Origin of the sequence: Tardiphaga robiniae, from assembly GCF_013359755.1 — a bacterium.
GTDB lineage: Bacteria > Pseudomonadota > Alphaproteobacteria > Rhizobiales > Xanthobacteraceae > Tardiphaga > Tardiphaga robiniae.
Genome location: NZ_JABMCJ010000094.1, coordinates 320,431 through 345,202 on the forward strand (window position 1 = coordinate 320,431; position 24,772 = coordinate 345,202).

23 protein-coding genes and 1 tRNA gene are annotated in these 24,772 nt (G+C 61.8%); 18 read left to right on the forward strand and 6 right to left on the reverse strand.

All coding sequences use genetic code 11. The annotated features are described in order from the left end of the window. Window positions 1-31: 31 nt before the first annotated feature. The 3 genes from ggt to HP556_RS27800 all read left to right on the forward strand — a co-directional run bounded on the left by ggt (window position 32) and on the right by HP556_RS27800 (window position 4,047). Entirely contained in the window at window positions 32-1,777 is a 1,746-nt protein-coding gene (ggt, locus tag HP556_RS27790; protein WP_175369321.1) for a gamma-glutamyltransferase, read from the forward strand. A 79-nt stretch (window positions 1,778-1,856) separates the two neighbouring features. After that, complete coding sequence (locus tag HP556_RS27795; RefSeq protein ID WP_175369322.1) at window positions 1,857-3,161, forward strand: MFS transporter; 1,305 nt, start codon at window positions 1,857-1,859, stop codon at window positions 3,159-3,161. Beyond that, complete coding sequence (locus HP556_RS27800) at window positions 3,148-4,047, forward strand: amidohydrolase family protein (RefSeq protein ID WP_175369323.1); 900 nt, start codon at window positions 3,148-3,150, stop codon at window positions 4,045-4,047. Before HP556_RS27795 ends, HP556_RS27800 begins: the two co-directional genes overlap by 14 nt. On the opposite strand, the gene HP556_RS27805 is transcribed toward HP556_RS27800, so the two are convergent. Continuing rightward, window positions 4,044-4,709 (reverse strand): glutathione S-transferase family protein, encoded by a 666-nt coding sequence (locus HP556_RS27805; protein WP_175369324.1) that lies wholly within the window; start codon window positions 4,707-4,709, stop codon window positions 4,044-4,046. The genes HP556_RS27800 and HP556_RS27805 overlap by 4 nt on opposite strands. Window positions 4,710-4,817: 108 nt before the next feature. On the opposite strand from HP556_RS27805, the gene HP556_RS27810 reads away from it, so the two are divergent. The 5 genes from HP556_RS27810 to panE all read left to right on the forward strand — a co-directional run bounded on the left by HP556_RS27810 (window position 4,818) and on the right by panE (window position 9,347). Next, window positions 4,818-5,423, forward strand: coding sequence for a DUF2239 family protein (locus HP556_RS27810; protein ID WP_420878719.1), 606 nt, complete (start codon window positions 4,818-4,820; stop codon window positions 5,421-5,423). 26 nt (window positions 5,424-5,449) lie between these two features. After that, entirely contained in the window at window positions 5,450-6,805 is a 1,356-nt protein-coding gene (locus tag HP556_RS27815) for an MATE family efflux transporter (RefSeq protein ID WP_175369325.1), read from the forward strand. 101 nt (window positions 6,806-6,906) lie between these two features. Then, window positions 6,907-7,521: a 2-hydroxychromene-2-carboxylate isomerase gene (locus HP556_RS27820; RefSeq protein WP_175369326.1), complete on the forward strand. Its 615-nt coding sequence runs from the start codon at window positions 6,907-6,909 to the stop codon at window positions 7,519-7,521. Window positions 7,522-7,534: 13 nt separating this feature from the next. Continuing rightward, window positions 7,535-8,272, forward strand: coding sequence for an SDR family oxidoreductase (locus HP556_RS27825; RefSeq protein ID WP_120287656.1), 738 nt, complete (start codon window positions 7,535-7,537; stop codon window positions 8,270-8,272). Window positions 8,273-8,423: 151 nt separating this feature from the next. Beyond that, on the forward strand, window positions 8,424-9,347 hold the full coding sequence (gene panE, locus HP556_RS27830; protein WP_175369327.1) for a 2-dehydropantoate 2-reductase: 924 nt from the start codon (window positions 8,424-8,426) through the stop codon (window positions 9,345-9,347). Window positions 9,348-9,402: 55 nt separating this feature from the next. Here the strand turns inward: panE and HP556_RS27835 are convergent, their stop codons facing one another. From HP556_RS27835 to HP556_RS27850, 4 genes are all read right to left on the reverse strand, one after another. Continuing rightward, a complete protein-coding gene (locus tag HP556_RS27835) occupies window positions 9,403-9,993 on the reverse strand; it encodes a c-type cytochrome (RefSeq protein WP_175369328.1) in 591 nt (196 codons plus the stop codon). Window positions 9,994-10,069: 76 nt separating this feature from the next. Beyond that, on the reverse strand, window positions 10,070-11,338 hold the full coding sequence (locus HP556_RS27840; protein WP_175369329.1) for a PQQ-dependent sugar dehydrogenase: 1,269 nt from the start codon (window positions 11,336-11,338) through the stop codon (window positions 10,070-10,072). A 260-nt stretch (window positions 11,339-11,598) separates the two neighbouring features. Continuing rightward, window positions 11,599-12,048, reverse strand: a complete 450-nt coding sequence (locus tag HP556_RS27845) for a hypothetical protein (RefSeq protein WP_175369330.1) — start codon at window positions 12,046-12,048, stop codon at window positions 11,599-11,601. 160 nt (window positions 12,049-12,208) lie between these two features. Further along, a tRNA-Gly gene (locus tag HP556_RS27850) sits at window positions 12,209-12,283 on the reverse strand. A 298-nt stretch (window positions 12,284-12,581) separates the two neighbouring features. Here HP556_RS27850 and trxA point away from each other — a divergent pair. Genes trxA through HP556_RS27865 form a run of 3 tightly spaced genes read left to right on the forward strand, consistent with a single transcriptional unit; the run spans window position 12,582 to window position 14,473 of the window. Next, the gene (gene trxA, locus HP556_RS27855) at window positions 12,582-13,520 is read left to right on the forward strand and encodes a thioredoxin (protein WP_414716828.1); all 939 of its coding nucleotides are present in this window, start codon (window positions 12,582-12,584) and stop codon (window positions 13,518-13,520) included. A 30-nt stretch (window positions 13,521-13,550) separates the two neighbouring features. Continuing rightward, on the forward strand, window positions 13,551-14,225 hold the full coding sequence (locus HP556_RS27860) for an LON peptidase substrate-binding domain-containing protein (protein WP_068730203.1): 675 nt from the start codon (window positions 13,551-13,553) through the stop codon (window positions 14,223-14,225). Window positions 14,226-14,272: 47 nt separating this feature from the next. Beyond that, window positions 14,273-14,473, forward strand: a complete 201-nt coding sequence (locus HP556_RS27865; protein ID WP_068730204.1) for a Trm112 family protein — start codon at window positions 14,273-14,275, stop codon at window positions 14,471-14,473. A gap of 138 nt (window positions 14,474-14,611) precedes the next feature. Here the strand turns inward: HP556_RS27865 and HP556_RS27870 are convergent, their stop codons facing one another. Further along, entirely contained in the window at window positions 14,612-15,832 is a 1,221-nt protein-coding gene (locus tag HP556_RS27870) for a ubiquinone biosynthesis hydroxylase (RefSeq protein ID WP_175369331.1), read from the reverse strand. Window positions 15,833-15,974: 142 nt separating this feature from the next. On the opposite strand from HP556_RS27870, the gene tesB reads away from it, so the two are divergent. From tesB to HP556_RS27905, 7 genes are all read left to right on the forward strand, one after another. Further along, window positions 15,975-16,850, forward strand: a complete 876-nt coding sequence (gene tesB, locus HP556_RS27875; protein ID WP_089263153.1) for an acyl-CoA thioesterase II — start codon at window positions 15,975-15,977, stop codon at window positions 16,848-16,850. Between the two features lie 170 nt (window positions 16,851-17,020). Beyond that, window positions 17,021-17,359, forward strand: a complete 339-nt coding sequence (locus HP556_RS27880; protein WP_089263151.1) for a P-II family nitrogen regulator — start codon at window positions 17,021-17,023, stop codon at window positions 17,357-17,359. Between the two features lie 468 nt (window positions 17,360-17,827). Beyond that, window positions 17,828-18,166, forward strand: coding sequence for a P-II family nitrogen regulator (locus tag HP556_RS27885; protein WP_068730208.1), 339 nt, complete (start codon window positions 17,828-17,830; stop codon window positions 18,164-18,166). Between the two features lie 54 nt (window positions 18,167-18,220). Next, a complete protein-coding gene (locus HP556_RS27890) occupies window positions 18,221-19,660 on the forward strand; it encodes an ammonium transporter (protein ID WP_089263149.1) in 1,440 nt (479 codons plus the stop codon). 295 nt (window positions 19,661-19,955) lie between these two features. Next, a complete protein-coding gene (locus HP556_RS27895; RefSeq protein ID WP_175369332.1) occupies window positions 19,956-21,185 on the forward strand; it encodes an aminotransferase class I/II-fold pyridoxal phosphate-dependent enzyme in 1,230 nt (409 codons plus the stop codon). Between the two features lie 38 nt (window positions 21,186-21,223). Beyond that, the gene (locus tag HP556_RS27900) at window positions 21,224-23,710 is read left to right on the forward strand and encodes a DNA translocase FtsK (RefSeq protein WP_175369333.1); all 2,487 of its coding nucleotides are present in this window, start codon (window positions 21,224-21,226) and stop codon (window positions 23,708-23,710) included. 193 nt (window positions 23,711-23,903) lie between these two features. Beyond that, entirely contained in the window at window positions 23,904-24,758 is an 855-nt protein-coding gene (locus tag HP556_RS27905) for an outer membrane lipoprotein carrier protein LolA (RefSeq protein ID WP_338117626.1), read from the forward strand. The last annotated feature ends 14 nt before the right edge of the window (window positions 24,759-24,772 follow it).

A 24,772-nucleotide genomic window follows, 5' to 3' on the forward strand; every position in this document is an offset into this window, starting at 1 on the left:
CGATCATGTCCGCTGTCAGCCGGAGTGATCGATGGCACTGTTTGCTTTCCTGCGTTGTACGTGCGTCGCAGCACTCGCTTTTATACTCGTCGTCCCGGCATCGACAAACGCGCAGCAGGCGCGTGACGTCTATACCCCCGCACCGTCAGGCACGCTCAAACCCATCGCTGCCACGCATGGCATGGTCGTCGCCCAGGAGAAGATCTCCGCTAAGGTGGGTGCGGATGTCATGGCGCGCGGTGGCAATGCGATCGATGCGGCTGTTGCGAGCGGTTTCGCCATGGCTGTCACCTATCCGCGCGCCGGTAATATCGGCGGCGGCGGTTTCATGGTGATCCACACAGCCTCCGGCGAAGACATCACCATCGACTATCGCGAGACCGCACCGGCCGCTGCCACCCGCACCATGTTTCTCGGCAGCGACGGCAAACCGGACACCGCGAAATCCCGCGATTCAGCTTTGGGCATCGGCATCCCCGGCACGGTGGCGGGACTTGCGCTGGCGCTGGAGAAATACGGCTCGGGCAAGTTCACATTGTCGGATCTGTTACAGCCCGCGATTGTGCTGGCGCGCGACGGCTTCGTCGTGGCGGACGATATCGCCGCCACGCTGCCCGATCTGCAACGACGCACCGCGCGCTGGCCATCATCGGTGAAGATCTTCTCGCGCTCCGATGGCACAGCGCTGCAACCGGGCGATACGCTGACCCAGAGCGACCTTGCTGCGACGCTGACGGCAATCGCCGCGCAAGGGCCACGCGGATTCTACGAAGGCCCGGTGGCGCAGAAGCTGGTCGATGGCATCAACAAGGCCGGCGGCATTTTTGCGATCGAAGACCTCAAGGCCTATCAGCCGGTGATCCGCCAGCCGGTGCGCGGCAGCTATCGGGGCTACGATATCGTCTCGATGCCACTGCCATCATCCGGCGGCACAGTGCTGCTGGAAACACTCAACATCCTCGAAGGCTTTCCAGTGGCAACCTTGCGGCAAGGCTCGGCGCCGTCGCTGCATCTACTGATCGAGGCTATGAAACGCGCTTATGCCGATCGTGCGCGCTATCTTGGCGATCCCGCATTCGTCAATGCACCGATTGCGATACTGACCTCGAAAGACTACGCCGCCAAACAGCGCGCCTCGATCGATCTCGACAAGGCGACGCCATGGACCGACGCGCTGTCTGCGGTGCCTCCGCGTGAAGGGCAGAACACGACCCACTATTCCGTGGTCGATGCTGCCGGCAATGTTGTGAGCAATACCTATACGCTCAACTTTCCCTACGGTGTCGGCCTCGTCGCCGATGGCACGGGCGTGTTGATGAATAACGAGCTCGACGATTTCACCGCAGCACCCGGCGCCTCGAATGCCTTCGGCCTGGTCGGCTTCGAAGCCAACCTGCCCGGCCCGGGCAAGCGGCCGCTGTCATCGATGTCGCCGACTATTGTCTTGAAGGACGGCAAGCCTGTTCTCGTCACAGGCTCGCCCGGTGGCAGCCGCATCATCTCGACGGTGCTGCAGGTGATCGTCAATGTGATCGACTACAGAATGGATGTGATGTCGGCCGTCGCGACCTCTCGCCTGCATCACCAGTGGCTGCCTGATGAAGTGCGCATCGAACGCGGCTTTAGCGAAGAGACCCTCAATGCACTGCGTGCCATGGGCCACAAGGTAGTCGAACCGATGGGCCAGACTTCGGCCAATTCTATTCTCGTGACGCCAGACGGCTTGCTTGGCGCCCCTGATCCGCGTACGCGTGGCGCTGAGGCATCTGGGTACTGACGTCCAATGACATATCCGGTGCCCCCAGGGGCGCGCGGGTGAGCGCCCCCGAACCAGATGACAAACGGGGGAAACAATCATGAGCGGCAACCGACCAATCGATCCCGGCGCTATTGAGCGCGCGGAAATCGAAGACACCAGCCTTCTGGCCTTCTATCGCGACATGAATCCGCCGGAGCGCCGCACATTCTGGGCCTGCGCCACAGGCTGGGCGCTCGATGGCATGGATTTCATGATCTATCCGCTCGTGATCGGCACCATCATCGTGATGTGGAAGGTCGATCCCGGCACCGCCGGCCTCGCCGGCACGGTGACACTGCTCGCATCCGCCATCGGCGGCTGGCTCGGCGGTTATCTTGCCGACCGTATCGGCCGCGTCCGCACGCTGCAGCTCACGATCCTGTGGTTCTCGTTCTTCTCGCTGATCTGTGCCTTCGTGCAGAATTTCGATCAGCTGCTGGTGGCGCGTGCACTGCTCGGCATCGGCTTTGGCGGTGAATGGGCCGCAGGCGCCGTGCTGATGGGCGAGGCCATCCGCCCGCAATATCGCGGCCGCGCAGTCGGTTCTGTACAGTCCGGCTGGGCGATCGGCTGGGGTCTCGCCGTGCTGTCACAAGCGGTCTTGTTCTCATGGCTTCCACCAGAGACGGCGTGGCGCTGGATGTTCGCCATCGGTGCACTGCCGGCTTTGCTGGTGCTGTATCTGCGCCGCTACGTCGAAGAGCCGGTCATCGCCGCGGAGACCCGGGCCAAGCAGAACGCCAGCGGCGATCGGCCCAAGCTCAGCGAAATCTTTGCCGGCCCGATGCTGAAGACCACGATCCTTGCGTCGCTTGCTGCAACCGGTTGCCAGGGTGGCTATTACGCCATCACCTTCTGGGTGCCGCGCTTCCTCACCACCGAGCGCAAGCTGTCGATCGTCTCATCGACCGGCTATCTCTCGGCGCTGATCGTCGGCTCCTTCATCGGTTATCTCGTCGGTGCATGGCTCGCCGACCGCATCGGTCGGCGCAACCTGTTCCTGACCTTCTCGCTCGGCGCCATCGCAGTCATCCTGATCTACACACAGGTGACGCTCACCAACGAAGTGCTGTGGATCCTCGGCTTTCCGCTCGGCTTCTTTGCGTCGGGCTACTTCTCCGGCATGGGCGCGTTCCTCACGGAGCTCTATCCAACACGTCTGCGCGGATCTGGTCAGGGCTTCTGCTACAATTTCGGCCGTGGTATCGGCGCTCTGTTCCCGTTCCTGGTCGGCGCTCTGTCCAACACCACCAGCCTCGGCAATGCCATCGCGATCTTCGCAGTGCTGGCTTACGGCCTGTTCTTCCTCGCAGCCTATGCGTTGCCCGAAACCCGCGGACGTATTCTCTATGCAGACGCCTGATTCATCCCCCAGCGAACCCCGGGCTTGCCCGGGGCCGCAACCGAGCCAGCGCAGCGCGACACGGTTCACCGTGCCGCGTGGTGCCGTTGATACGCATGCCCATGTGATTGGTCTGCCGCCGGACTATCCGTTCGTCGCCGGGCGGAGCTACACGCCGCCGGAGGCCACGGCGGCATCTTATCTATCGATGCTCGATGCGACCGGCATGACTTACGGCGTGCTAACGCAAGTCAGCGTGCATGGCACCGACAACCGCCTGCTGGTGGACGCGCTCACCGCCAATCGCCAGCGGCTGCGCGGCATCGCCGTGATCGGGCTGGATTGCCCCGAGAAGGAGAAGGCCGCGCTGAAAGAAGCCGGCGTCGTCGGCCTCCGGCTCAACGTGCTTTATGGCGGCGGGATGGGTTTCGCGCAGCTTGAGGACTACGCGTCGCTCTGCCGCGAGATGGGCTGGCATCTGCAATTCCTGATCGATGCCAAGGATATTCCGGCTCTCGCCTCACGCTTTGCGAAACTGCCGGTGCCATTCCTCGTTGACCACATGGGACACTTCCCGACCTCACGCGGCATCAACGATCCGGGCTTCGACGCTCTGGTCGGACTCGTTCGTGACGGCGCATGGGTGCGGCTGTCCGGCGCCTATCGCACCAGCATCCAGGGTAGCCCGCCCTATAGCGATACGACTCCCTTCGCCCTGAAGCTGGTCGCCGCCAATCCGGATGGTTGCATCTGGGGCTCCGACTGGCCGCATGTGGCGAACTGGGATGTGATGATGGGCGTAAGTGATCTGCTCGACCTGCTTGCAGAGTGGGTGCCGGATGAGACGACGCGCAATCGTATCCTCACGAACAATCCGCAGAAGCTGTTCGGCTTCCCCGCGGTCTAGCGCCCCACCGAATACGGCCCGCCCTTCTCCAGCGCACGCTGATAGGCGGGCCGCGCGTGGATCTTCGCGAGCCACGCCATCGCCTTGGGGTGTCCTTGCTCCAGCCCGGCGCGCGCGGACGCGGCTTCGAGCGGGAAGCTCATCTGGATATCGGCTGCAGTGAACTCGCTGCCCGCGAACCATTCGCTCTTCGACAGTTCGCCTTCCCAGAACGCCATGTGCTGTTTGAGTTGCGGATCGACCAGCGTGTCCAGCGCTTTCGCCGCGATGGCATTGACCACCGGGCGCATCAGCAACGGCGCGCGCTTCGGCAGCATCAGGAAGATCAGCTTCAACAGGAGCGGCGGCATCGCCGACCCCTCGGCGTAGTGCAGCCAATAGGTGAAGCGCAGGCGCTCCGGTGTGTTGTCAGGCGGAATCAGCCGGCCGTTGCCGTAGGTTTTGACGAGATATTCGACGATCGCGCCGGACTCGGCGATCGTGTTGCCGCTATCGGTGATGACAGGCGACTTGCCGAGCGGATGGATCGCCCGCAGCTCCGGCGGCGCCAGCATGTTGGGCTGCCGGTTATATCTGATGATCTCATAGGGAACGCCGAGCTCTTCGAGCAGCCACAGGACGCGCTGGGAGCGCGAGTTATTCAGGTGATGGACAGTGAGCATGGCGATCCTTTGCGAGCTGGCGCACTTAATTATCGCCCGGGTAATATTGACAGATATATTATCCGGGTATAATTAGCATCGATCTTGATGATGAGACGGGCTTATCCCATGACTGAAATGAGTGTTCCTCCGTTTAGCGCCTTTGCCGGTCCGAAGCTGCTGGCTTCTGGGCCATTGGCCGAGGTCGCGATCGCAATCAAGATCGCGACCGGCGCAATCGCCGATCCGATCGTCATTTTCGACAACGCCACCGGCAAGTCACTCGATATCGATTTGCGCGGCAGCCATCGCGAGGTCGTCGCCCGCCTGCCCCAGCTATCCGCGGTCGAGCCCCACGTCGAGGCGTCGACCGAGCCCCGTGGCCGTGGCCGGCCGAAGCTCGGCGTTGTCGCCCGCGAGGTAACGCTGTTGCCGCGCCATTGGGAGTGGCTTGGCACTCAACCCGGCGGCGCTTCCGTCGCATTACGAAAACTGGTCGAGGAGGCGCGCCGCGTCCATGGTGACCGGGATCGGCTTCGTGCGGCGCGTGACGCCGCTTATCACTTCATGTCGACCATGGCGGGCGACCGGCCCGGTTTCGAGGAAGCGTCGCGGGCCTTGTTCGCTGACGACCGGCGACGCTTTGCCGGCCTGATCGCCCCATGGCCCGAAGATATTCGCGACCACATCATCAAGCTTGCCTTCAGTGATCGCGCCGAATCGACCTCGGCCTGATCGGCCGTCACGTCCATCCCAAGGAAATGCCCGTGTCGAACGTTCCGCCCCTCTGGAAGACCTTTCTCGTCTTCCTTGCACCGATGATGCTGAGCAATATTCTGCAATCGCTGTTCGGCACCATCAACAGCATCTATGTCGGCCAGATGATCGGCGTCGATGCGCTCGCCGCGGCATCGGTGTTCTTTCCGATGATGTTCCTCTTTGTCTCGTTCGTTGTCGGACTTGGATCTGGCGCGTCGGTGCTCATCGGCCAGGCCTGGGGCGCAGGCGAGCGCCACAAGGTGAAGGCCGTGGCCGGCACCACGCTCGCCATTGCGATCTTGCTCGCCGTGATCATCGCCGTGTTCGGCGGATTGTTCAGCCGGCAGTTGATGATCGCATTGACGACGCCGCCGGATATTCTCGATGCGGCCACCGCTTACGCCCGCATCATGATGCTGGCGATGCCGGCGACTTTCATTTTCATTCTGATGACATCGATGATGCGCGGCGTCGGCGACACCGTGACGCCGCTATGGGCGCTGGCACTGTCCACCATCATCGGACTCACCGTCACACCGGCCCTGATCCAGGGCTGGTTCGGCCTGCCGCGCCTTGGCGTCGCCAGCGCCGCCTGTGCCTCGGCGGTGTCGGGCGTATTTACCCTGCTCTGGCTTGCTATGTATCTGCGCCGCAAAAAACACGCGCTGGCGCCCGACGCGGAATTCCTGCGCAGCATCCGGCTGGACGGCGCGCTGCTGCGCAAGGTGTTGCGGATCGGCATTCCTTCCGCGATCGGTATGGCCGTGATGTCGATGGCAGAGCTGGTGTTGCTCGGCCTCGTCAACGGCTTCGGCTCCAACGCGACCGCCGCCTATGGCGCGGTCAACCAGATTTTGAGCTATGTGCAGTTTCCCGCCATCTCCATATCCATCACGGTCTCGATCTTCGGCGCACAGGCCATCGGCCGCGGCCATGCCGACCGGCTCGGCGCCATCGTGCGCACGGGGTTGCTGATGAACCTCGTCCTGACCGGCGGCCTGGTGGCGATCGCCTATCTGTTCTCCCGCAACCTCATGAATCTGTTCATCGTCGATCCCGCGGTGCTCGAACTTGCGCAGCGATCGCTTCACATCGTGTTGTGGAGCTCGGTGCTGTTCGGCATGGCCACCACTTTCTCCGGCATGATGCGCGCCAGCGGAACGGTATTTGCACCATTGGCGCTTCTGGTGTTCGCCATCGTCGCCATCGAGGTGCCTTCGGCGATCTTCCTCAGCCGCGCCATCGGTCTTGATGGCGTCTGGGCCGCCTACCCCATCACCTTTTGCGCCATGTTTGTTCTGCAGATGAGCTATTACATGCTGGTGTGGCGCAAACGGACCGTACAGCGTCTGATCTGACTGTGCGCCGTCAAGCCATAGCATTACGGTCATCATAAAAGATGTGGACGCATCGCACGTGCTGCGCCACACTGCACCCAATAAAAATTCGGGAGACCGCCTTGACCAAGACGTCGCCACAATTCCTGTTCGATTTCGGCAGCCCCAACGCCTATCTCAGCCATCTGGCGATCCCGGCGATCGAAGCGCGCACCGGCGTGACATTCGAATACGTCCCGGTCCTGCTGGGGGGCATCTTCAAGGCGACCAATAATCGCTCGCCGGCGGAGACCTATGCCGGCGTCAAGAACAAACGTGAATTTCATGAGCTCGAGACCGAGCGGTTCGTGGAGCGCTTCAGCGTCAAGCCCTACACGATGAATCCGTTCTTCCCGGTCAACACGCTGAACCTGATGCGCGTCGCCATCGCGGCACAGCTTGACGGCGTGTTCGAGAAATACGTCGATGCCGCATTCCATCATATGTGGGGTGAGCCAAAGAAGATGGATGACCCCGACGTGGCCATCAAAGCGCTGACCGAGTCGGGTCTCGATGGCGCAAGACTGTTCGCACGCGGACAGGAGCCCGAGGTGAAGGCAGTACTGGTGGCGAACACACAGACCGCCGTGGAGCGCGGCGCCTTCGGCTCGCCGACCTTCTTCGTGGGTAACGAGATGTTCTTCGGCAAGGAACAGCTGCGCGAGGTCGAGGAATTGATTACCGGCGCCGGCAAATAGCGGAGAGCACATCATGCAGAAGCGCAACGCGACTGTCGCGGTCATCGGCGCCGGTGATTTTATCGGCTCGGAGATCGCCAAGAAATTCGCCGCCGAAGGTTTCACGGTGTTCGCTGGGCGCCGTAACGGCGACAAGCTGGCGCCTTTGGTGGCAGAGATCGAGGCTATGGGCGGCACGATCGTGGCGCGCTCGCTCGATGCCCGCAAGGAAGACGAGATCGCCGCCTTCCTCAATGACGCCGATGCGCATGCGCCATTGGAGGTCTGCATCTTCAATGTCGGCGCCAACGTCAATTTCCCAATTCTGGAGACGACCGAGCGGGTGTTTCGCAAGGTCTGGGAGATGGCCTGCTATTCCGGTTTCCTGGCCGGGCGCGAAGCTGCACGGCTGATGATGCCGCGTGGCCAGGGCAACATCTTCTTCACAGGCGCCACCGCGAGCTTGCGTGGCGGCAGTGGCTTTGCCGCTTTTGCATCGGCCAAATTCGGGTTGCGTGCAGTGGCTCAGGCGATGGCCCGCGAGCTCGGCCCGAAAAACATCCATGTTGCCCATCTGATTATCGACAGCGGCGTCGACACCGCCTGGGTGCGCGAACGCCGCGAGCAGATGTGGGGCAAGGAGGCGCTCAACAATCCCGATTTGTTGATGCCGCCTGCGTCGGTCGCCCAGTCATACTGGCAGCTCTATCAGCAGCCGCGTAGCGCCTGGACTTTCGAGCTGGAGATCCGCCCGTTCGGAGAGAAGTGGTAGTCCGCTCACACCACAGCCGTCATTGCGAGGAGCCCTTGCGACGAAGCAATCCAGCCCTGCATCGACAAGGAACTGGATTGCTTCGCCTCGCTCGCAATGACGGGCTACTGTTTGACAGCTTCACGTTCCAATCCAACATGGACTCATCCCAATGCGTATTCTCGTGGTCGGCGCCGGTGCCATCGGCGGCTATTTCGGCGGCAGGCTGTTGCAGGCCGGCAATGACATCACTTTCCTGGTTCGCCCGAAGCGCGCCGGTGAGCTGGCAAGCGCCGGCCTTGTCATCAAGAGCCCGCACGGCGACGTGACCCTGAAGAATCCGCCGACGGTGCAGGCAGATGCGATCAAGGAGAAATTCGGTGTCGTGCTGCTGAGCTGCAAGGCCTTCGACCTCGACGACGCCATCGCGTCCTTTGCACCCGCGGTTGGGCCGAACACGGCGATTATTCCGCTGCTCAACGGCATGAAGCATCTCGACGTACTGGAGAAGAGGTTCGGCGCCGAGAATGTCATGGGCGGCCAATGCCAGATTGCAGCGACGCTCAACGAGGCGCGCGAGGTCGTCCAGATGGCGCCGATGCAGGTGCTCAGCTTCGGCGAACGCAAGGGCGGCAGTTCAGATCGCGTGAAGGCGATCGCTGCGATCATGGCGACCGGCAACTTTGGAGGCGCGGCCTCCGAGAATATCATGCAGGATATGTGGGAGAAGTGGGTGTTCCTGGCGACGATCGCCGGCTCCACCAGTGCCATGCGCGGCGCTGTCGGCGACATCGTCGCGGCACCTGGCGGCCGGGACTTCATCCTCGGCGTGCGGGATGAGATGAGTGGCGTCGCCAAGGCCAACGGCTTCGCACCGCGGGCAGCCTTCCTCGAACGCACCGAGGGCATGCTGACGGCAGAGGGTTCGAAGATGACCGCCTCGATGTATCGCGACATTCTCAACAAGGCGCAGATCGAGGCCGACCAGATCGTCGGCGATGTCATCGCCCGCGCCGATGCCGCCAAGGTCGCCGTGCCGCGACTGCGGATGATCTATACGCATCTCAAGGCGTATGAGCATCAGCGGGTAGCGTAAGCATCGCAACGTAACCCGGATCAGGCCAATCGCAATCCGGGCTACGGATTTCCCCTCATAGATGCGCCAGATAATGCGCCAGCGCAGTGATCTCTTCTTCACTGAGTGAATAGGCAACCTCGGCCATCGCTGCCATGCCGCCACCGGCGCGGACGCCGGATTTGTAATCGCGCAGCGCCTTGACGAGATAGTCCTCGCGCTGTCCGGCGATACGCGACACCGCCTTCGTGCCGCCATAACTTTCCGTGTGACACGATGCACACCGGCGGCCGACCGCCGCTTGCGCGCCCTTGGCCGACAGATCCGGATTGTCATCGGGCTTTTTGCCCTCCGGCGGCTTCAGCGAGGCGAAATAGGCGCCGAGATTGCGGATGTCGTTATTGTCGATCTGCTCCAAGATCGGCTGCATCTGTTCGTTCTTGCGCGTGCCTGAACGGAAGAACACCAGCTGCCACTGGATAAACAGATCCGGCTGTGCAGCGAGCGAAGGGATGTTCTCCATTTGCGAGATGCCGTTTTCGCCGTGACAGCCGCTGCAGAGCTCGGCTTTCTCCTTGCCCGCGGCGATATCGGCGGCATCAGCCGGACTGGACCCAGAACCAAGAACTAGAAAGACAAGAACAGCCGCGATTGCAGAACGATGCATGAGCCACATTCCCATTCCAGAATACATGAGGCTGGAGCTGCGGATGACGCAACTCCAGCCTCACGCAATTCGCGACTTACTTCGCGTAGCTGATGCGATAGATTGCGCCTGCCCAATCGTCGGCAATCAGCAGCGATCCATCCTTGGCCAGAACGATATCGGCAGGGCGGCCGAGATAACCCTGGTCACCCTCGATCCAGCCGGAGGCGAAGATCTCCTGCTTGGCGTTCTTCCCATCCGGCCCGGCGATCACACGCTTGATACGTGCGCCCTGATACTTGTGCCGGTTCCACGAGCCGTGTTCGGCAATGAAGATGTTGTTCTTGTACTCGGCAGGAAACATGTTGCCGGTATAGAACTTCATCCCCAACGGAGCGACATGGGCGCCGAGATTCAACACCGGCGGCGTGAACTCCGAGCACTTGTGACCCATGGCGAATTTCGGATCCGGCATGTTGCCTTGATGGCAATGCGGATAGCCGAAATGCTCACCAAGCTTCGAGATCATGTTGAGCTTGTCGCTCGGCATATCGTCGCTGATCCAGTCGCGCGCATTTTCGGTGAACCAGTATTTGCCAGTGCGCGGATCGACGTCACCGCCCACCGAGTTACGCACGCCGAGCGCGACGATTTCGGCATTGCCGGTCTTGGGATCGACACGGCGGATCTGCGAGAGGCTGGTCGGCGGAATGCCGATGTTGAAGGGAGGTCCAAACGGAACGTAGAACCAGCCGTCCTTGTCCGGCGCGAGATACTTCCAGCCATGTGCCGCGAATGACGGCATGTCGTCATAGACCACCTTGCCATCACCGAGCTTGTCGAGGTTCGCCTCGGCATTCTCGTATTTGATCAGCTTGTTGATATCGATCACATAGAGCGCGCCGTCCTGGAAGGCGATGCCCGTCGGCATCTTCATGCCCTTGATGACGGTCTTGACCTCTTTCTTGCCGCCCTTGTCGGTGATCGCATAGACGTTGCCGAGGCCGAACGAGCCGACAAAGAGCGTGCCTTTATCGCCCCAGGCCATCTGCCGCGCCGCCAGCACGCCGGATGCATAGACCTCGATCTTGAATCCCGGCGGCAGCTTGATCTTCTTCATCATGGCTGCGAGTTCGGCATCGGACGCACCGGTCGGCGGGCCCGACGGCGGCGCCAGCCCCTTCTGTGCCTCGGTCTCGTCACCGAGGAACCAGTCGTCCGGCGGATTGGTCCAGAATTCCTTGGTATCGGATTTGTAGCTCTTGAGCTTTTGCTGTGCGCTCGCTTGATTGAGCGAGGCCATGCCGATCGCCGTAGCGAGGATGGCGGCGCACGCAACAACGGATCGACCAGTCATCGATTTCATCGCGTCACTCCCTGTGCAGCTTGTTGCGGCTGCTATGTCTTATTGAACGTTCGAGACGAACTTTATTGGTCTGTGATTTTCTCAGACAGTGAGATGCTAGCACAAATGTCGCAGGTGAAAAGCGCAACTAACGCTCGCGCAAATGAAAGACGTCGCCATCACGACGACATCTTGAAAAAAATTTTGAAAGTTAGTTCCAGTAGCCTGATGCAATTGGTGCATCGCACCGCATCATCGCGCGATCACTGCTACGTTTTTTTTTAAAGGCTGCCCTTGGTGAGATAGCGCCAGGCCACAGCCAGCAAGATCAACCCGATGAAGATCAACGCGACCGGCAGCTTCTTCTTTTCGCGCGGGGGCGGTGGCGTGTTGGGCTTGATCCGGCGAAAGGGCGTGACGTTGTTACTGTTGTCGTCGGGCATTGGTCTTGATCTCGAAGCCGTCTTGATGATGGGCGCGATGCCGGTGCCGCCCATGCGGGAATAATAGCTGCGGTAGACAGTCTGGATGGTGGCTTCGGCCGCGGCTGGCTCGGATTGTTTGCCACGCGCCAGCAGCGCGAGATAGCCCGCATAGAATGTCTGGGCTTCCTGCGGCAGCGCGTCGAGGCTTTTCAGCTTCGCCATCATCACCCAGGTCGCAAAATCCGCCCGCGCCTCGTCATTGGCACGCTTGGCAATTTCCAGGTTGGAATCAGTGGTCGACGGCATCGTCAGTCTCGTACCCGCTTCGCCCGTGGATTGTCTGCCCAACGCCCGATGATTTCAAGCGATGCGGGGCGGATCTGCGTGCCTGCGGATCACAAACGACAAGGCCGCCGAACGGCGGCCTGTGATCGATAAAACTGATGCCAAAAAACCAGGAAAATTCTGGAGCGGGCGAAGGGATTCGAACCCTCGACCCCGACCTTGGCAAGGTCGTGCTCTACCACTGAGCTACACCCGCATCCGAGAAGACAGGCGGCGATTGCTCGCCGCCGACGCGCAGACCTATGCCAAATGCCGGTGGCGAATGCAACAGTTAGACTGCATCTCGGATCGCGGCGAGTTAATCGCGGTTTATGGCCCTTTGAGCCCGATTTTGCCCAGAAAATGGGTCAAAACAGCGAAATGTCGCCTCTCGGGTCGAATCGGTCCCTGCCGGACCTATTTCACCGGATTGCAAATTACTGTCACGGACGCCATTTAATCGCTCAGGCCATGCTAGAAGCAGCCAAATTTTTCAGACATCGAGCGAGGTTCACGTGACCATCATGGATCAGGGCGGCGCACAGGCGCCGCAGGCAGGTTCGACGCCGCAGGCAGCAACCGCTCTCATCAAGGACACGACCACCCGCACCTTCGTGCAGGACGTCATCGAGGAATCCAAACGCCAGCCGGTCCTGATCGACTTCTGGGCGCCTTGGTGTGGTCCGTGCCGCCAGCTGACTCCTGTCATCGAGAAAGCCGTGACCGCCGCCAAGGGCAAGGTGAAGCTGGTCAAGATGAACATCGACGAGAATCCGGAGATTCCCGGCCAGATGGGCATCCAGTCGATCCCCGCCGTGATCGCCTTCGTCAACGGCCAGCCGGCCGATGGCTTCATGGGTGCGGTTCCGGAGAGCCAGGTCAATGCGTTCATCGACAAGCTGACAGCCGGCATGCCCGGCGCCGAGCCGACGGCTGCCGAATTGCTTCAGGAAGCCGAAGCGATTCTGGCTGAGGGCGATCCGGCCACCGCCGCTTCGATCTATGGCGAGGTGATTGCCGCCGATGCCGGCAATATCGCCGCCATTGCTGGCCTTGCCCGCTGTTACGTCGAGACCGGCGCCATCGAACAGGCCAAGCAAACCCTCGAACTTGTCCCAGTCGCGAAGCGTGAGGACGCTGCGGTTAAGGCCGTGCAGGCGAAGATCGATCTGGTCGAACAGGCCAGCGCGCTCGGTCCGGTCACCGAGCTGGAACAGAAGGTCGCCGCGAATCCGCTCGACCATCAGGCCCGCTTCGACCTTGCGATCGCACTCAATGGCGCCAACCAGCGCAGTGAAGCCACGGGTCACCTGCTTGAAATCGTCAAGCGTGATCGCAAATGGGATGACGACGGCGCCCGCAAGCAATTGATCCAGTTCTTCGACGCCTGGGGACCGACGGATGAGGCCACCGTTGACGGCCGCAGGCGGTTATCGACTATCCTGTTCTCGTAATTCTTCTCGTGTGACGAATCGGAACCGGACATGCCCATCAATGCCGACTATCGCGGGCCTGCCGAACTTCCCGAGGTGATCCCGGTCTTTCCGCTGCCGGGCGCACTGCTGCTGCCGCGCGGCCAGATGCCACTGAACATTTTCGAGCAGCGCTACCTCGCGATGATCGACGATTCGCTTCGCGACGGGCACCGGCTGATTGGCATGATCCAGCCCGATGCGGCGCATTCGCCGGATGAGGCCAAGCCGGCACTGTTCAAAGTCGGCTGTGTCGGGCGCATCACCCAGCTCGCCGAATCCGGCGACGGCCGCTACATCCTCGAACTGACCGGCGTTTCCCGTTTCGAAGTGGTGCAGGAACTCTCGGTGCTGACGGCGTACCGGCAGTGCAAGGTCGACTACTTCCCCTTCATCGACGATTTCACCGCACGCAAGGGCGAAGATGATGTCGACCGGGCCGCGCTGCTCGCGGTGCTCACCGACTTCCTCAAGGCCAACAACCTGAAAGTGGATTGGGAAGGTATCGACAAGGCGCCCAACGAGGCCCTGGTGAACGCGCTGGCGATGATGTCGCCCTATGGTCCGCCCGAGAAACAGGCGATGCTCGAAGCGCCCGATCTCAAGACCCGCGCTGAGATCCTGATCGCTGTCACTGAAATGGATCTGGCCAAGAAGCGCACCAGCGGCGACCCACCGCTGCAGTAATTCTGATAAATAACCATGATCAACGACCGCATCACCGGAGCGCACCCATGACCACACCGCCAATCGAGCGCGCCGAAAGCACCGTCGACGCCAAGCTGCTCGAGATTCTGGTGTGCCCGCTGACCAAGGGCCAACTCGAATTCGATGCCGCCCGCCAGGAGCTGATCTCGCGCCAGGCCAAGCTTGCTTATCCGATCCGTGATGGCATTCCGATCATGCTGCCGGAAGAAGCGCGGAAGATCGATTAGGACATGTGTCGTCGGTCCGGGATGCGACAGACGGCGAAGCCGAATGGCGCAGGCCCGGAATCTCGATCTGTTTATCATAATGAGATTCTGGGTTGGCTCGCTGCTGACGCCGCGCGCGCCTCGGAATGACGAATAGTCCTACAGTGCCTCGCCCTTCAAAAGCCGCGGCACTTCCCCCGACAATCCCGCAGCCTGCTTGATGAAAGCACCCTTCAGCGGCGGCAGTCGATCGACGATGCCGAGACCGATGTCGCGGATGCTGCGCACGAATGGCAGATCGTTCGAGAACAGGACGTTGAGCACATTGGTGGCGACACCCATTGTCATGGTGTCGAAGCGGCGCCAGCGCTGGTAGCGCTCCAGCACATCGATCTGGCCGAAATCCATCCCAAGACGTGCAGCATCAACGATGGTTTCTGCCAATGCCGCGACATCCTTCAGACCCATATTGAGTCCCTGCCCCGCGATCGGATGGATCACATGCGCAGCGTCGCCGATCAGCGCCAGCCGTTCGCCGATGAAGGAGCGCGCGACGAAGTAGCCGAGCGGAAAGGCCCGCGGCTTGTCGAGCGCTTTGACCTCGCCGAGGTGCAGGCCGAACCGCTGCTCGAGCTCGGCATGGAATTCATCATCCGGCAAAGCGACGATGCGCGCGGCTTCCGCGCGCTTCTCGGTCCACACCAGCGACGAACGCTTGCCAGTCAAAGGCAGAATTGCGAACGGCCCGGCGGGCAGGAAGTGCTCTTCGGCACGTCCGTCATGATCGCGTTCATGGCCGACGGTGACGACGATACCGGACTGGTCATAGTCCCAGCCATGGGTTGCGATGCCCGCACGCTCGCGCAGCTTCGAGCGCGCGCCATCGGCAGCGACAAGAAGTGCTGCCTCGATCACACTGCCATCTCCGAGCGCGACGCTGACACCGTCGGCCCGTGAATCGAATGTCGTCACCGCGGTCGCACGCAGATCAACGCCCGCCGCTTCGGCGCGGATCACGAGTTCGTCGATCAACCGGCGATTCTCAACCATATGTGCGAACGGCTCGCCCGGCTCCACATGACCGCCGAAGGTCAGGAAGGTCGGACGGGTGGCGTCTTCCAGCTTGGAATCAGTAACGACCATGTCGAGGATCGGCTGGCTTTCGGCAGCCACGGCATCCCAGACACCGAGAGCATCGAACAGCCGCCGACAGGCAGCAACGATGGCCGTGGCACGCGGATCGCGGCTTGGCCGGTTCGCCAGCGCGGGATCGGCTACAATAATCGGCAGATCGGGGCCAAGCCCCTGGCGCAACGCCAAAGCCAGCGCCAGTCCGGCGAAGGCTCCGCCGCCGATGACAATGCCTCGTTGTGCCGCCATGATATCCGTTCTCGCTGTTGCCACGCGCTTATAGCTGGGCGAAACAGGATCGCGAAACAAGGGTGGCAATGGGACCGGGGCCTGCACGGCCAAGGTCTTGGTAAACCTCCCTTAATATTGCCGCTGAGCGAAAGATGCCGACATGTCCAAGAGCCTGATCGATCTGATCGATATCCTCGATCTCGAGACCATCGAGGTGAACATGTTCCGCGGCCGCAGCCCGAAAACGCGCTGGCAGCGGGTGTTCGGCGGCCAGGTGATCGGCCAGGCCATGGTGGCTTCGTGCCGCACCGTCGAAGGCCGCATGCCGCATTCGCTGCATTGTTATTTCATTCTGCCCGGCGACCCGCAGATTCCGATCGTCTACGAGGTCGAGCGCCTGCGCGACGGCAAGAGCTATTCGACCCGGCGTGTCACCGCGATCCAGCACGGCCATGCGATCTTCTCGATGATGGTGTCGTTCCACGCCGAGGAGGAGGACTCGTTCAACCACCAGGATCCGATGCCGGACGTGCCGCCGCCGGACAAGCTCACTGCGGAAGAGCTCTCGAAACATCCGATCATCGAGAAGATGCCCGATTTCATCCGCCGCTATTACGAGTCCGATCGGCCGATCGAGCTGCGTCCGGTGGAATTCCAGCGTTATGCTGGCGAGAAGATTCCGGAGGGGCGGATTAATTTCTGGATTCGTACCGCCGCGAAGCTGCCCGACGATCCGGCGCTCCATATGTGCGCGCTGGCCTATGCGTCGGACTTTTCGCTGCTCGATTCCATCATGGCCCGCTATGGCCGCACTTTGTTCGACGGTCAGGCGATGGCGGCCAGTCTCGATCACGCCATGTGGTTTCACCGCCCGTTCCGCGCCGACGAATGGCTGCTCTACAGCCAGGATTCGCCGAGCGCCCAGAACGGTCGCGGCCTCGCGCGCGGACTGATCTTCAAGCCCGACGGCACGCTGGTGGCGACCGTGGCGCAGGAAGGCTCAGTGCGCGAGCGCCGCGAGAAGCCGGCGACGTAAGTTGCTCCGCTTCCAGCCATGAATCCCGCTTCGCCATCTTGGCGTGCAAACGGCCCGCCCCGAAGGCAGCGTCGCCGCCCAATTTCCACGCGCCATGCCAACGGGGATGGCATAAAGCTGTCTGATTGCGTAAGCAGGGTCGTACACCGCCCCCCGAAGAGGAATCCTGCATGAAGCTCGTGGTCGCGATCATCAAACCCTTCAAGCTCGATGAAGTGCGTCAGGCTCTGACGGCCATCGGCGTCCACGGCATGACGGTGACCGAAGTGAAGGGCTATGGCCGGCAGAAGGGCCATACCGAGATGTATCGCGGCGCCGAGTATATTGTGAACTTCCTGCCCAAACTGCGCCTCGAAATCGCTGTGGCGTCCGACCTCGCGGCCAAGGCGGTCGAGGTCATCTCCACCGGAGCCCGGACCGGCCAGATCGGCGACGGCAAGATTTTCGTGACCCCGATCGACCACGCCCTGCGTATCCGCACCGGCGAGACCGACAGCGACGCGCTTTAGGCAATACACCAGCGCCCCACGGGCTTTCAGCCAGAGCTGCTCTCAGTCCGCTCGAATACGCCCGAAGGGCTCTACGGCCTTGCCCGGGTTGAGCCCTGTCAATTCCACGCGCGCCAGTTGGAAGGCCTGCAGATTAGACAATTTCGAGTTTTTTGCCTCGGATTGACGTATTTGGGCACCTCTGGGCTGCCCGCCGCCTAAGCAGGAATATGTCGAGAGCCTGTCATGCTTCCATTTTGGGCAGGATTGGCTAGAGTTTGGGCGCGACCGAATAGCGCACTCTGTCTCATCACGTGAGAAACGCGAAAAGCTGGGGATTCATAAACCGTTAGAGAATTCCGCCGATCTGGCACGGCATTTGATTCTATCTGGTCTGGCTGTGCCCGCGTAGTGAACTTCTCCGCGTGGTGAACCTCAGTCGAGATCGCCCGGTCGGTTTTCGGTCGGGCCCAAGCGGGGATAGGACCCATGAAAATTGTTATGGCGATCATCAAGCCATTCAAGCTTGAGGAAGTCCGTGATGCCCTGACCGCCATTGGCGTTCATGGTTTGACGGTGACGGAAGTCAAAGGATATGGCCGGCAGAAGGGCCATACGGAAATTTATCGCGGCGCTGAATATGCGGTGAGCTTCCTGCCCAAGATCAAGATCGAGGTGGCTGTCGCTTCCGATCAGGTCGACAAGACCATCGAAGCCATCACCACCGCCGCCAAGACCGGCCAGATTGGCGACGGCAAGATCTTCGTCATCAACCTCGACCACGCGGTTCGCATCCGCACCGGCGAGGCCGATGCTGCAGCCCTCTAAGTCGAATTCCTCGGATTTCGCGCTCACCCATTCTTCAATCAGGAGTCAAACACAATGACGTTTAAGCGTCCCTCTGGCGCGGGATTGGCGGCACTCGCCGTTGGCCTGTTCGCCGCAACTGCGGCTTACGCCGATCCGACGGTCAACAAGGGCGATAACGCCTGGATGATGACCTCGACGGTGCTGGTTCTGTTGATGACCGTCCCGGGCCTCGCCCTGTTCTACGGCGGCCTCGTTCGTTCCAAGAACATGCTCTCTGTGTTGATGCAGGTCCTCTACACCGCTTGCATCGTGATGGTGATCTGGGCTCTCTACGGCTACAGCATCACGTTCACTGGCGGTTCGGCCTATATCGGTGGTTTCTCGAAGGCGTTCCTCGCCGGCGTGACGCCTGACTCGATGGCTGCTTCGTTCACCGCAGACGCCAACATCTCGGAACTCGTCTACTTCTGCTTCCAGATGACCTTTGCCGCCATTACCCCCGGTCTGATCGTCGGCGCCTTCGCAGAACGCACCAAGTTCGCCGCGATTGCACTGTTCATCCCGCTCTGGGTGACGTTGATCTACTTCCCGATCGCGCACATGGTCTGGTACTGGGCTGGTCCGGACGCCATCGTTGCAGCCGCCAAGGCTGTTGCGGCTGCGGCTCCCGATGCGAAGGCTGCGGCTCAGGCCAAGCTTGATGAAGTCATGGCCGATGCTGGCCAGGTGTTCCTGTGGGGCGCTCTCGACTTCGCTGGTGGCACCGTCGTTCACATCAACGCCGGCATTGCTGGCCTCGTGGGCTGCCTGATCATCGGCAAGCGCACCGGCTACGGCAAGGAGCTGATGGCTCCGCACTCGCTGACCATGACCATGATCGGCGCGTCCCTGCTGTGGGTTGGCTGGTTCGGCTTCAACGTCGGTTCGAACCTCGAAGCCTCGGGCACTGCCGCTCTCGCAATGACCAACACCTTCCTCGCAACTGCGGTTGCGGCGATGGCCTGGATGTTCGCGGAGTGGATGACCAAGGGTCACCCGTCGCTGCTCGGCGCAGCATCGGGCGCGGTTGCCGGCCTCGTCGCCGTCACCCCGGCTTGCGGCTTCTCGGGCCCGATGGGCGCGATGGTTCTCGGTCTGGTCGCAGGCGTCGTCTGCCTGTTCTTCTGCACCGTCGTGAAGAACTCGCTCGGCTATGACGACTCGCTCGATGTGTTCGGCGTCCATTGCGTCGGCGGCATCATCGGCGCGCTTGGCACCGGCATCCTGGTCAACCCGGCCCTCGGCGGCACGGGCGTCATGGACTACGTCGCCGGCAAGATCGGCGACTACGACATGGTCACCCAGATGATCGCGCAGTGTAAGGCTGTCGCGACCACGCTGGTGTGGTCGGGCGTCGGTTCGGCGATCCTGTTCAAGGTCGTCGACGTGATCGTCGGTCTCCGCGTCAATGTTGAAGTTGAGCGCGAAGGCCTCGACGTCACCGAGCACACCGAACGCGCCTACAACATGTAAGCGTCACGAGCCATCCCGGATCATCGGTCCGGGATGCTCACAAAGGGATCGGTTGGGGCACTACCCGGCAATGTCCCAACCGTCGAAGGGCTCCAGCGCAAGCTGGGGCCTTTCACTTTTTGAGGTGCCATTCTAATCCCCGCATAGGCCTGGACGGCCGCTGAACGCGTGATAGCAAGGCCGGCCCCTCGATGGTTAATCGCGTCTTAACCTCGCCGTATCTATGGTGGTTTGATCTCGTTTCGGCCGATCTCATGGGGCGATCGGCTGCCTTGAAAGTACTGGCGTTTTCCTGATGGCACTCACCGCTCCTCTTTCCGCGGCGCAAGGCGCTGGCAGCCGGACCTCGGCTGGGCCCGATGGCGAGCGTTCGCCGTTTGCGCGACTGACGGAATTGCTGGCGCCATATCAGCCGGGCCAACCGCTGATCACACTGTCATTGGGCGAACCGCAGCACCCCGTGCCGGATTTCGTCGGACCGGTCCTCGCCAAACACACCGCCGATTTCGGCCGCTATCCGATCGCCAAGGGCATTGAGCCGTTCCGCCGCGCCGCCGCGACGTGGATGGGTACGCGCTTCAATCTCCCGCGCGACCTCGATCCGGAAACCGAAGTGCTGGTGCTGAACGGCAGCCGTGAAGGCCTGTTCTTCGCCGCGATCACGGCCGCGCGCTTTGTCGGCCCGCGTAAAGGCACGCCGGCGATCCTGCTGCCAAATCCGTTCTATCCAGCCTACGGCGCCGGTGCGCGTGCCGCGGGTTGCGAACCGATCTTCATGCCGACCACAGTGGCCAACGGCTTCCTTCCCGATCTCGACGCACTCGATGAGGCCACGCTGGCGCGCACGGTGGCCATGTACGTCGCATCGCCGGCCAACCCGCAAGGCGCCGTCGCGACGCCCGCTTACTTCAAGAAGCTGCACGACCTCGCGCTGCGCTACGGTTTCATCGTGCTATCAGACGAATGCTATTCGGAAATCTACACACACGCCGCGCCCGGCAGCATGCTGGCGTCAGCCGGACCCGACTATGCCAATGTCGTTGCGTTCCAGTCGCTGTCTAAGCGCTCGAACCTGCCCGGCATGCGCGTCGGCTTCGTCGCCGGCGACAAGAAATTCCTCGGCGCATTTCACGAACTGCGCAATGTGGCCGCACCGCAGGTCCCGGTGCCGCTGCAGCAGGTCGCGGTTGCCGCCTATAGCGACGAAGCACATGTGGAAGAGAATCGCAGGCTCTACCGCCTGAAGTTCGATCTTGCGGATCAGATCCTCGGCAATCGCTACGGCTACAAGCGCCCGGCTGGCGGCTTCTGTCTGTGGCTCGATGTCTCCGCATATGGCGGCGACGAAGAGGCAGCCGTGAGACTGTATCGCGATGGCGGCGTGCGCGTGGTGCCCGGAAGTTATCTGGCGCGCCCGCAGGCCGACGGCAGCAATCCCGGCGCCGGCTATATTCGTTTGGCCATGGTGCAGGACAGTGAAACGACAGCCGAGGCTTTGCATCGGCTGGTGAAGATTTTGAATTGAAGATCCTGGATTGATGCAGGGCGCATGAGCACTCCGGTATGAGCACCACGATCGAACGCGTCATTCCTCTCGTCGGCCATCTGCCCGCGTCGATTCGCGAGATGCTGGGACGACGGCTGCGTGAACTGGCGGGCTTTGGCCTGGTCTGCGCCGCAGGAGTCGCGGCGGCAGCGATGATGACGTGGTCCGTGCAGGACCCGAGCCTGAGCCATGCCACCTCGCGTGCGATCCGCAATGTCGCCGGTTATCCCGGCGCGATCGGTGCCGATCTGTTGATGCAGATTCTCGGCCTCGGCGCGATCATGATGATTCTCACCATCGCCGTCTGGGGCTGGCGGATGATGACGCATCGGCATTTCGATCGCGAAGCACTGCGCATCGGTTGCTGGGTCCTTTGCACCATCATCGCATCAGGCTTTGCCAGCTGCTGGCAGCATGGCGGGTCGTGGCCCCTGCCGACCGGCGTCGGTGGCGTGGTCGGCGACGCGCTGTTTCGCGCGCCCGCGGTGGTCTTCGGCCCCGTCGGCTTCATCTATCGATTCGTCCTCGGCTTTATTCTCTGCGCGGCGATGATCGTGACTTTCTTGATCGCCTGCGGCTATGGCGCGCAAGCGAAGGAAGAGTTTGCCGAGATCGATATCGAGGAAGACGACGAGCCATTCGAGGAAGACGAAACCCGCGATCGCAGCTCGATCTCGGTCTCGCTTGGCTGGGCGGCGCATGCCGTGATGAGCGCGAAGGCGCGTCTCGGCCGTTTCCTCTCGTTGGTCTACGGCAAGATGGTTGCAAGCGAGCCCAAGGTGCGCGCGGCCTCCTTCGAACGTCAGGAACCGAACCTCGGCGGTCGTCGTAACAGCCCGTCAATTGCGCCGCGCGACGAAGACGAGAGCGATCACGACGAGGACGAAGAGCAGGACTACGAGGAAGAAGAAGAGGAAGAGGAGCCCGCCCCGAAGGCGCGCAAGAAATCCTCGGCCAAGGAGCCGGTGCGCAAATCCAACGGCAAGTTCGAACTGCCCTCCGTCGGCATGCTCACCGCGCCGAAGGCCGCCGATCGCAAGCCGCTCAGCAAGGCCGAACTCGAAGCCAATTCGCGCGCGCTGGAAGGCGTGCTGCAGGACTTCGGCGTGCGCGGCGAAATCGTCAAAGCCAATCCCGGCCCCGTCGTCACGCTGTACGAACTCGAACCCGCACCCGGCATCAAGTCGTCGCGCGTGATCGGCCTTGCCGACGACATCGCGCGCTCCATGAGCGCGCTGTCCGCCCGCGTCGCCGTCGTCCCCGGTCGCAACGCCATCGGCATCGAGCTGCCGAACGCCCATCGCGAAAACGTCTACTTGCGCGAACTGCTGACCGTGCAGGACACCAATGACGGCAGCATCAAGCTCCCGCTCTGCCTCGGCAAGAATATCGGCGGCGAGTCGATCATCATCGATCTTGCGCGTACGCCGCATATGCTGATCGCCGGTACCACCGGATCGGGCAAGTCGGTCGCGATCAACACCATGATTCTCAGCCTGGTCTACCGGCTGCGGCCGGATCAGTGCCGCCTGATCATGGTCGACCCGAAGATGCTCGAACTCTCCGTCTATGACGGCATCCCGCATCTGCTGACGCCGGTCGTGACCGATCCGAAGAAGGCCGTGGTCGCACTGAAATGGGCCGTGCGCGAGATGGAAGAGCGCTACAAGCGCATGGCCAAGCTCGGCGTGCGCAATATCGACGGCTATAATGCGCGCCTCGTGGAAGCCAAGGCCAAGGGCGAGGAGCTCTCGCGCACCGTTCACACCGGCTTCGACAAGGAAACCGGCAAGGCGATCTACGAGGAAGAGAAACTCGATCTCGCGCCGCTGCCCTATATCGTCATCATTGTCGACGAAATGGCCGACCTGATGATGGTCGCCGGCAAGGACATCGAAGGCCTGGTGCAGCGTCTCGCGCAGATGGCACGCGCCGCCGGTCTCCACGTCGTCCTCGCCACGCAGCGTCCGTCGGTGGACGTCATCACCGGCACGATCAAGGCGAACTTCCCGACGCGTATCTCCTTCCAGGTCACGTCGAAGATCGACAGCCGCACCATCCTGGGTGAGATGGGTGCCGAACAACTGCTCGGCCGCGGCGACATGCTCTATATGGCTGGCGGCGGCCGCATCTCGCGCGTACACGGTCCTTTCGTGTCGGACGAGGAAGTCGAGAAGGTGGTGCGCCACCTGAAGACGCAGGGCGAGCCGGAATATCTCGAGGCGGTCACCGCCGAAGAACCGGAAGAGGGCGAGGACGGCGCGGTATTCGATTCGACCGGCATGGGTGCCGATGGCGGTGGTGGCGATCTGTTCCAGCAAGCCGTTGCCATCGTGAAGCGCGACCGGAAGGCGTCGACCAGCTACATCCAGCGCCGGCTGCAGATCGGTTACAATCGCGCAGCGTCGCTGATCGAGCGCATGGAAAACGAAGGCATCGTCGGTCAGCCCAACCATGCCGGTAAACGCGAGATTCTGATCGAAGAAGAAGAAAGCGGGTTCTGAGAGTTTGACCCCGCCGATGGACAATCCCGCTTTTGAGTCGCGAAATCGCCACAGCTCCGGGTTAGCGCCTGCGCTGGCGGCGCCAGCCGCGGCGGGGGCGCAAGAGACCACCGGCCGGACCGCAAAACCGGTACCCATTCTGACGCAAAGCGCGGTAAAATGCGCCGAACCCGCCGAGCAGGACGACGCCTTGATGAGACGCCCGACCCATCACGCCGCAGACCGGTCTTTCCTGCGCATCGGCGCAGCCGGCCTCGTCGCGACGTTTGTCGCCGCCATTGTGGCGCCCTCGGCCGATGCCCAGTCAATCCCATTGCCGCGACCTGCACCGCAGGCGCGCAGCAATGGCAGTTTCCAGATGTCGGCCTCCGAGCCCCCGGCCGTTCGGCCGCCAGTTGCAATCGCACCCAAGACATCGGCGACGACATCCACGCCACCGAATCCAATCATTCCGGATCCGCGCCGCAACGTTCCCGCCAGCATTTTCATGAGCTTCGACGCCAATCAGAAGGCGCAGGCGAGCAAGGTCAGCAGCTATCTGTCATCGCTCAGCAATCTGAGCGGTAACTTTGTTCAGGTGGGCCCGGACGGCAGCCGCACCACCGGTGACTTCTTCATCCAGAAGCCCGGCAAGGTCCGTTTCGAATATGATGCACCGACGACCATCGCCATGGTGTCCGACGGCCAGTCGCTCGCCGTCCGCGATTCCAAGCTGGCAACCCAGGACATCTACCCGCTGTCGCAGACACCGTTGCGCTATCTGCTGTCCGATCGCATCGATCTGATGAAGGACACCAATGTGGTCGCCGTCAGCGCTGACGACCTCTATACGTCGGTGACCATTGAGGAAAAGAACGCGCTGGTCGGCACCTCGCGCCTGATGCTGATGGTCGGCACCAAGGATGGACAGCTCAAGCAGTGGACCGTCACCGACCCGCAGGGCTATGACACCACGGTCGCGATCTACAATCTCGATACCGCGAAAAAGCCCGACCCGGGGCTGTTCAAGATCGACTTCACCAAGTATCCCACCAGCGGCGCGAATTAGTTTTCGCTGCAGGC